The following is a 6705-nucleotide window of genomic DNA, read 5'->3' on the forward strand; positions in this document are numbered from 1 at the left end:
CCTATCATCGAGACATAGGATGATTGGCTGACTGGGGGGCTGGGGTGACGTTGCGGACGGCTCGGCGGTCGTCGTTGGTGGATCAGGTGATCGAGCAGCTCAGGAGCGAGATCACCGGGGGTGGGTGGCCCGTTGGCGCCAAGATTCCGCCGGAGCCGGTGTTGTCGGAGACGCTCGGGGTCGGGCGGAACACCGTCCGGGAGGCGGTTCGGGCGCTCACGCATGCGGGGCTGCTCGAGAGTCTGCAGGGCGACGGGACGTATGTGCGGGCGACGAGTGAGTTGTCCGGGGCCGTCCGGCGGCGGCTGGAGACGGCGGAGCTGGTCGAGATTCTTGAGGTCAGGCGCGGGCTGGAAGTGGAGGCGGCCAGGCTCGCCGCCACCCGCCGAACGGACGCCGACATTGCCGCCATCGCGGTCGCTCTCGCGCGCAGGGACGCGGCATGGGTGGCGGGCGAGCATTCGACTTTCGTCGAAGCGGACCTCGAGTTCCACACCGCCGTTGTCGACGCCACGCACAACCGCGTCCTGACGGATCTCTACCGCGACTTCAGCGCTGCGCTGCGGGCCAGTATCGGCGCCGCCGGCACGCTTTTGGAACACTCCGACGTCCCGCATGGGCCCATCGCCGCGGCTATCGAGGCGGGCGAGGCCGATGCCGCGTCCCAGGCCACCCATGCGTGCCTCGATCAGATCCTTGCGTCGACCGGTCAGGCGGCTCCGGAGGCAGGACGCCGTCCGGAGACCGCGTCTTGACGCGAATGGTCCGCTGGGGTTTCGGGCTTACATGCGGACTTGTGTAAATAACGTGCTGCACCAAATCGGCTGACGACGGCCCTGGTTTTTCCGCGTGGGGGGAGGCGGTCGCCTGGCCCGTCAGGGGACGGACCAGTGCCGTCGAAGAGGGCCTTCCAGGTTCGGCTGTCTTAGGGCGGCGATTTGGTGGGCGAGGTGGGCGTTCTCGTGTGGATGAAAGGTGACATGAAGAGTTCTCAGACGACCTCCGTTTCCCGGTCCGTGGCCGTTTGGTCGCTCGTCGGGCTGGTGCTGCTGACGATCAACCTGCGGGCCGCGATCACCGGGATCTCGCCGGTGCTCGGCGACCTGCGGGAGGCGTTCGGGCTGTCCGGTGCCGAGGTGGGGATGCTCACCACGCTGCCGGTGCTCTGCCTGGGCGTCTTCGCGGCGGTCGCGCCCGTCGTCGCGCGCCGGTTCGGGGCCGAGACCGCCATCGCCGGGTCGCTGGTCATGATCACGGCGGGGATCGTGCTGCGGGTGGTGCAGTCGCCGGTCTCACTGTTCTTTGGAACGGTCCTTGCGGGTGCCGGGATCGCGATGGGCAACGTCCTCATGCCGGCCGTCATCAAGCGCGCTTTCCCGACCCGCGTGGGCTCACTCACCGGGCTGGCGATGATGCTCATGGCGGGCAGCGGCGCGGTCGCCGCGGGGCTCGCGGTGCCGCTGGACGAGGCCGGCGGGTGGCGGCTCGCCCTCGCCGTGTGGGCCGTCCCGTCGCTGGTCGCGGCGCTGGTGTGGGGGCCGCTCGCCGTCCGGGGACGCCGCGCGCCGGCCGCTGCGGCCGTGGCCTCGCGCGCCGGCGGGTCGCTGCTGCGGTCGCCGGCGGCCTGGTTCGTCGCGGTCTTCATGGGGCTGGCGTCGCTGATGTTCTACGTGCTCATGTCGTGGCTGCCGGAGATCATGCGGGACGCCGGGTACACGCCCGCGGCCGCCGGGATGATGGTCTCGACGATGATGATCGTCGGTATTCCGCTGGGCTTCTTCGTCCCGGTGTTCGCGGCCCGGCTGCGTGACCAGCGTCCCTTCGTCGTCGCCGTCGCGGCCACCATGGTCGCCGGACTCGCCGGGCTGCTCCTCGTCCCGTCCGCCGGCTGGGTGTGGGTCGTGGTCCTCGGCACCGGGACGGGCAGTGCGTTCCCGCTGGCCTACACGCTGCTGAGCCTGCGGTCCCCGAGTCCGCCGGTGGCCGCGAGCCTGTCCGGAATGGCGCAGACGGGTGGGTATCTCCTGGCCGCGGCGGGACCGTTCGCGGTCGGCTTCCTGCACGGCGTCACGGGCGGTTGGGACGTTCCGGTCGTCCTGCTGCTCGCCCTGGTGGTGCCGGAACTGGTCTTCGGGCTGCTGGCGGCGCGTCCCGGGTTCGTCCGTCCGGCCGGTTCGCGGACGCCGCTGGTGGAGCCGAAGGGGCTCGCCGCGGAGCCGGTCCGAGTCCGCTGATCAGGTCAGGTCGACGGCGTCCAGGTCCAGGACGCGGGCGTGCAGGACGAGCCGCTGGTGCAGCGCCGCCCGGAGCGCACGGTGCAGGCCGTCCTCAAGGTAGAGCTCGCCCTGCCACTGGACCACGTGCGGGAACAGGTCGCCGTAGAACGTGGAGTCCTTTGACAGGAGGGACTGCAGGTCCATCTCACGCTTGGTGCTGACGAGCTGGTCGAGGCGGACCTGGCGAGGCGGGATCTTTGCCCAGTCCCGCGACGAGAAGCCGTGCTCCGGATAGGGCCTTCCCTCACCTACCGCCTTGAAGATCACCCTCCGAGTCTACGGCGTCGTCCTCCGGCCGGAACAGGCAACGCAACAACACGAGTCACTCGTCTTGGCACATCTGGTAAACCAGTTACGACTTGATTGATCACCACCGTCATTTAGTGCCGCTGGCACCGCTGGGCTGTTAGGGCCGCCGCACTCTGGGGACGCCGGTCACCGACGTCACCGCGGAGTACAGACCGGTGGTCGCGGTGATGAACAGGCGGTTGTTCTTGGGGCCGCCGAAGGTGATGTTGGAGACGGGCTCGGGGACGCGGATCCGGCCGATGAGGGTGGCGTCGGGGTCGTAGCAGTGGACGCCGTCCTCCAAAGCGGCGGCCCAGAGGCGCCCGTCCTGGTCGAAGCGGATGTTGTCGAAGCGGACGCCGTCGCGGCCCTCCGCGAAGACCTCGCCGTCCGAGAGCGTGCCGTCGTCGTGGACGTCGAAGACCCGGATGTGGGCGGCGCGGGTGTCGGCGACGTACAGGCGGCGCTCGTCCAGGGAGAAGACGAGGCCGTTCGGGCCCTCGAAGCCGTCCGCGGCGAGGCGGACCTCGCCGGTCGCCGGGTCGGCCCGGTAGACGTTGCAGGCGCCGATCTCGCTCTTCGCGCGGTGGCCTTCGTAGTCGCTGGTGATGCCGAAGTCGGGGTCGGAGAACCAGATCGATCCGTCGGAGCGGACGACCGCGTCGTTGGGGCTGTTCAAGCGCCGGCCCTCGAAGCGGTCGGCGATGACGGTGATCGAGCCGTCCGGTTCGGTCCTGGTCACCCGGCGGCCGCCCTGCTCGCAGGTGATCAGCCGGCCCTGCCCGTCGAGGGTGTTGCCGTTGCTGTGGCCTGCCGGTGCGCGAAAGAGCGACACGGCGCCGGTCGTCTCGTCCCAGCGCAGCATGCGGTCGTTGGGGATGTCGCTCCAGACCAGCTGCCGCCAGGCGGGGAGGTAGAGGGGGCCTTCGGCCCAGCGGCAGTCGCCGTGGAGGCGTTCGAGGTGCTGGTCGCCGTGGCAGCAGCGTCCGGTGCGGAACCGGTCGTCCAGAACCTCGTACACCCCGTCTGCTGCTTCCTTGGGCATTGTTCTCCTATGGGGGAGTAGTGCTGAATAATGTTCAACGTAACACGGTGATGGTCGCACACGATATGGTTTCTTTGTGAAGAACGTGGACGACATCGACCGCCGGCTGCTGGAACTCCTTCAGCAGGACGCCACCCGGTCCTACGCGGCCCTCGGCACGGCGGTCGGCCTCTCGGCGGGGGCCGTCCACGAACGGGTCCGCAAGATGCGCGAGGCCGGTGTCATCCGCCGGACGAGCGTGGACGTGGAGCCGGCGGCGCTGGGCCAGGGCGTGCTGGCCTTCGTCATGATCGACTCGTCGGTCTGGATGGGCGACCGCGCGGCCGACTTCGCCGCCATCCCGGAGGTGCAGGAGGCCCACGTCGTCGCGGGCAACGCGTCCGTGCTGGTCAAGGTGCGGACGTCCACGACCGGGCGGCTCCAGGACGTCCTGCGCCGCCTCTACGACATCCAGGGCATCAGCGGAACGCACGCGACGGTCGTCCTGGAGACCTTCTTCGAGCGCCCGGTCTCACCCACAAGCCAGTGACCGCACGCGAAAGGCCGGTGCCCGCGTCGGGCACCGGCCTCGGTGTGGCGGAGGATGCGAGATTCGAACTCGCGAGCGCTTGCACGCAACACGCTTTCCAAGCGTGCGCCCTAGGCCACTAGGCGAATCCTCCACGCAAGAGCCTACCGGTTCTCAGGCAGTGCCCTGACATCAATTACGGCGGAGATCGGGATCGGTCCGTAGACGTGGGGGAAGAGTTCGTCCCCGGCGGGCTCGTACCGGACGGGGGCGTCCAGGCGGGACACGTCTACGACGAGGAGCGCCAGGTCATCCCGGTGGACGTCGCCGTAGAAGCGGCCTAGGACGCCGTCCACCTGGTCCAGGTCGGACGAGCAGTGGATGAAGCCCTCGTCGTCCAACGTCCGGCCCAGCGTGGACATGGTGTACGACACACCCGAGGCACGGGCGGATTCCCAGTGGGTTCGTTCTGCGATGTGCAGGAGTGTGTCCTGCTTTGGGACGGACATGAGGCGGAGACTACGCGGGAAGCATGGCGATCCAGGGTGGGGGATGCCATAGACTCTGTGCAGACCCCTCGCACGGCGTCACCCTGTGAACCTCCCCAGGGCCGGAAGGCAGCAAGGATAAGCAGGCTCTGGCGGGTGTGCGGGGGGTCCCTTTGCTTTGACGGCGACGACAGTGTGCTTCCGACGCTCTGCTTCTTGAGAGAGGGCGGGCCCCCGATGAGTCTGGCTCTGTACCGCAAGTACCGGCCAGCGACGTTCGCCGAGCTGAAGGGGCAGGAGCACGTCGCCGAGCCCCTGCAGCAGGCGCTGCGCAACGGCCGGATCAACCACGCGTACCTGTTCAGCGGTCCGCGCGGGTGCGGCAAGACGTCCAGCGCCCGGATCCTCGCCCGCTCGCTGAACTGCGAGCAGGGCCCCACCCCGGACCCGTGCGGCAAGTGCGACTCGTGCGTCGCGCTCGGGCCGTCCGGGACGGGGCACATCGACGTGATCGAGATCGACGCCGCGTCCCACGGCGGTGTCGACGATGCCCGCGACCTGCGGGAACGCGCCTTCTTCGCCCCGGTGTCGGCGCGCTTCAAGGTGTACATCATCGACGAGGCGCACATGGTCACCCGGGAGGGCTTCAACGCGCTCCTGAAGCTCGTCGAGGAGCCTCCGCCGCACCTGAAGTTCGTGTTCGCGACGACGGAGCCGGAGAAGGTCATCGGGACGATCCGGTCCCGGACGCACCACTACCCGTTCCGGCTGATCCCGCCCGGCGTGCTGCAGGAACTCGTCGAGGAGATCCTGCGGAGCGAGGACGTCCCGTACGAGGCGTCGGCGCTGCCGCTGGCGGTGCGGGCGGGCGCCGGGTCCGCCCGCGACACGCTGTCGATCCTGGACCAGCTCCTCGCCGGATCGGACGAGAACGGCATCACGTACACGCGGGCCGTCTCGCTGCTCGGCTACACCGACTCGGCGCTGCTGGACGAGGTCATCGCGGCCTTCGCCGCCCGCGCCGGCGCCGCCGTGTTCGCCGCGATCGACCGGGTGATCGAAAGCGGCCAGGACCCGCGCCGGTTCGCCGCCGACCTGCTGGAACGCGTCCGCGACCTGGTGATCCTGTCGAACGTCCCGGAGGCCGGGGGATCGGGGCTCCTGAACGTCCCGCCGGACGAACTGGAGCAGATGCGGCGCCAGGCGTCCTCGATGGGCCCCGCGGAACTGACCCGCGCCGCCGACCTGCTGCACACCGGCCTCACCGAGATGCGCGGCGCCACGGCCCCGCGGCTGCTGCTCGAACTGATCTGCGCCCGGATCCTCCTGCCCGCGGCCTACGAGGACGAGTCCTCCCTCTTCGCCCGCCTGGACCGCCTGGAACGCCAGGCCTCCCAAGGCGGCCTCACTGCGCCGGGCGGCGCTCCCGCCCCGGCGTTCAGCGCCCCGGCGCCGGCCGAGCCGCCTACCCGCGCGGCTGAACAGGCTCCCCCGCCGCCGCCGGAACGCCCGGCCGCGCCGGAACGTCAAGCGGCTCCGGAACGCCCGGCGGCCCCAGAGCGTCAAGCGCCGCCGGAGCGCCCGGCGGCTCCAGAGCGTCAGGTCGCGCCTACCGCCGAGGTGCCGCGGAGTTCTCCGAGCCCGGCGCCGGGTCCCGCTTCCGCCTCGGGTGGAGGGGCGGACTTCGGCACCGTTCAGCGGCTCTGGCCGGACGTCGTCGAAGCCGTGAAGCAGAAGAGCCGCGCCACCTGGATGGTCATCATGTCCGGGGTGCAGCCGGTGTCGCTGGACGGCAAGGTCCTGACCCTGGGCTTCGACGCGGAGGGGCGCCGTCTCGGCTTCGTCAACGGCGGCCGCGACACCGTCCTGCGCGAGGTGTTCAAGGAGCGGATGGGCGTCGACTGGCGGATCGAGACCGTCGTCGGCGGCGCGGCGGCCGGCCCCCCACCGGGGCGGCCGGGCCCTAGCGGTGGGTTCGGTGGAGCGGCGACACCGAACCCGGCACCGCAGCCGCGGCAGCCCGTCCAGTCCGCCGCGCAGGCTCCCAGGCCCGAGCGGGCACCGGAACCGCCGCCCCCGCCGCCGGACGAGCCGCCGCCC

Annotated in this window: 7 protein-coding genes, 1 tRNA gene and 1 other RNA gene; 5 read left to right on the plus strand and 4 right to left on the minus strand. The window is 70.5% G+C overall.

Annotated elements, in window-relative coordinates:
• Nucleotides 1-44: 44 nt before the first annotated feature.
• Nucleotides 45-755, plus strand: a complete 711-nt coding sequence (locus E1293_RS42710; RefSeq protein WP_132205171.1) for a FadR/GntR family transcriptional regulator — start codon at nucleotides 45-47, stop codon at nucleotides 753-755.
• Nucleotides 756-980: 225 nt separating this feature from the next.
• On the plus strand, nucleotides 981-2234 hold the full coding sequence (locus E1293_RS42715; protein ID WP_132205173.1) for a CynX/NimT family MFS transporter: 1254 nt from the start codon (nucleotides 981-983) through the stop codon (nucleotides 2232-2234).
• Here E1293_RS42715 and E1293_RS42720 read toward each other — a convergent pair whose 3' ends face one another.
• The gene (locus E1293_RS42720; protein ID WP_132205175.1) at nucleotides 2235-2543 is read right to left on the minus strand and encodes a type II toxin-antitoxin system VapB family antitoxin; all 309 of its coding nucleotides are present in this window, start codon (nucleotides 2541-2543) and stop codon (nucleotides 2235-2237) included. It abuts the gene before it with no gap.
• A gap of 139 nt (nucleotides 2544-2682) precedes the next feature.
• Nucleotides 2683-3609 carry an SMP-30/gluconolactonase/LRE family protein gene (locus tag E1293_RS42725; protein ID WP_132205177.1) on the minus strand — a complete coding sequence of 309 codons (927 nt, stop codon included), beginning with the start codon at nucleotides 3607-3609 and terminating at the stop codon, nucleotides 2683-2685.
• A gap of 76 nt (nucleotides 3610-3685) precedes the next feature.
• Here E1293_RS42725 and E1293_RS42730 point away from each other — a divergent pair, with 76 nt between their 5' ends.
• Nucleotides 3686-4138, plus strand: coding sequence for an Lrp/AsnC family transcriptional regulator (locus tag E1293_RS42730; RefSeq protein ID WP_243717416.1), 453 nt, complete (start codon nucleotides 3686-3688; stop codon nucleotides 4136-4138).
• Nucleotides 4139-4183: 45 nt separating this feature from the next.
• Here the strand turns inward: E1293_RS42730 and E1293_RS42735 are convergent.
• A tRNA-Ser gene (locus tag E1293_RS42735) sits at nucleotides 4184-4271 on the minus strand.
• A 10-nt stretch (nucleotides 4272-4281) separates the two neighbouring features.
• Nucleotides 4282-4626 (minus strand): DUF952 domain-containing protein, encoded by a 345-nt coding sequence (locus E1293_RS42740; RefSeq protein ID WP_132205179.1) that lies wholly within the window; start codon nucleotides 4624-4626, stop codon nucleotides 4282-4284.
• A gap of 59 nt (nucleotides 4627-4685) precedes the next feature.
• On the opposite strand from E1293_RS42740, the gene ffs reads away from it, so the two are divergent.
• Together ffs and E1293_RS42750 are read left to right on the plus strand one after the other, a co-directional pair.
• An RNA gene (gene ffs, locus E1293_RS42745) (signal recognition particle sRNA small type) lies at nucleotides 4686-4781 on the plus strand.
• A 61-nt stretch (nucleotides 4782-4842) separates the two neighbouring features.
• On the plus strand, nucleotides 4843-6705 hold a 1863-nt coding region (locus E1293_RS42750), incomplete at its 3' end, for a DNA polymerase III subunit gamma and tau (RefSeq protein WP_132205181.1).

Source organism: Actinomadura darangshiensis, from assembly GCF_004349235.1.
GTDB classification, from domain to species: Bacteria; Actinomycetota; Actinomycetes; order Streptosporangiales; family Streptosporangiaceae; genus Spirillospora; species Spirillospora darangshiensis.